Here is a 1,555-nt window from a genome sequence, read left to right as displayed (position 1 = left end):
GCCGCCAGCACCGGGTCGAGCGCGATTTTCGCGCCACTCTTGGCAAGCGCTGTGATCGCGGCTTCGAATTCGCCGGGCTCATGCGGCTCGGCGAGCTGGGTGAGGTAGGCGGCGACCTGGCGCGAGAATTTGCGCTTATCCATGAAAAGCTGGTGCGACCCATCGGCGGCGAGGATGGCGAAGCCGAGCGCCAGCGGCGTGTGCGGCACGTCGCCGCCACGGATGTTGAAGGCCCAGGCGATGGAGGAGGGGTCGGTCAGCACCGCATGGGTGGCGCCGTCCTTGGCGATCGCCGCCGCTAGCCGCGCCAGCTTGTCCTTGGCGAGCTCGCCGGCAAAGCCGATCGGGTGGAGCTCGACGGGAGCCACCGGCGCGTCGGGCTGATCCTTCCAGATGATGTCGATCGGGTTTTTGTCGAGCGGCACCAGTACGGCGCCGTTCTTGTCGACTGAGGCCTGCAGCGCCTTGACCTCGCTGATCGTGTGCAGCCATGGATCGAAGCCGAGCCGTGCGCCCTTGCCAAGATTGTCTTTCAGCCAGACAGCCGGCGGATTGTCGACCAGGCTTTCGATCGAAAAGACGTCGAGATCGACCTCGCTGCGCACCTGCAGCGTGTAGCGCCCGTCAACAAAGACGAAGGCGCGGTCGCGCAGGACGATGGCGACGCCGGCCGAGCCGCTGAAGCCGGTCAGCCATTTCAGCCGCGCCGAACGATCGGCGACATATTCGCCCTGATGCTCGTCGGCACGCGGGACGATGAAGCCGTCCAGCCCGTTGGCTTCAAGCCATTGGCGCAGCAGCGCCACGCGCGGTTTGCCGACGGCCGGGTCGCCCGCGGAATCGAAGGTCTGGAACATGGTGGGCCTCCTGCATGTCCGCGCAACCGTAGCGTACGGTCGCGGAAATCGGAATCGATTTCCGGCTGCGCGCAACCTGCTACAGCATCGCCGGACTGACAACTGGGGGAATTTGGTCCAGGCTCGGTCGGTGCCGGTCTAATGCTTCAGGTGGATCGTCACCCAGCCCTCGCGGTGCAAGGTTCTGACATGGCGGAAATTCTGGCCGACATAGGCCGAGATGACCGCGTCCCGCTGGCGCTCGAGGATGCCCGACAGCACGATCGAACCGCCAAGTGCGATATGATGGGCCATTTGCGGCGCCAGCCGCATCAGCGGCCGCGCCAATATGTTGGCGACGATCAGATCGAAGGGTGCGCGCTTGCCGAAGATCGGATGGTGAAAGCCGGGCGCGGTTGCTGTTTCCACCAGTGCCTTGACGTGGTTGAGCCGCGCATTGGCGGCAGCCACCCGCACCGCCACCGGATCAATGTCGGTGGCCAGCACCGGAATGTGCGCCAGCTTGGCGACGGCGATCGCCAGTACCGCGCTGCCGGTGCCGAGGTCGAGCGCATTGCGCGGGTGTTCGCGCCGGACCACTCTTTCCAGCATTTCCAGGCAGCCGGCGGTGGTGCCGTGATGGCCGGTGCCGAAGGCGAGGCCGGCTTCGATTTCGATGGCGAGTTCGCCGCTGTGGCGTTTCCTGCGGTCATGTGCGC

Annotated in this window: 2 protein-coding genes; both read right to left on the bottom strand. The window is 65.8% G+C overall.

Translation table 11 applies throughout. The features are described from left to right. A partial coding sequence (locus EN884_RS35500; protein WP_206617746.1) for an aminopeptidase P family N-terminal domain-containing protein occupies nt 1-857 on the bottom strand: 857 nt, incomplete at its 3' end. Between the two features lie 138 nt (nt 858-995). Beyond that, on the bottom strand, nt 996-1,555 hold a 560-nt coding region (locus EN884_RS35495), incomplete at its 5' end, for a 50S ribosomal protein L11 methyltransferase (protein WP_128361105.1).

The organism is Mesorhizobium sp. M7A.F.Ca.AU.001.01.1.1 (assembly GCF_004022735.1).
Classification (GTDB): Bacteria; Pseudomonadota; Alphaproteobacteria; order Rhizobiales; family Rhizobiaceae; genus Mesorhizobium; species Mesorhizobium ciceri.
Note: the sequence above shows the minus strand (reverse complement) of the source record. Positions and strands in the feature narration are given on the sequence as shown.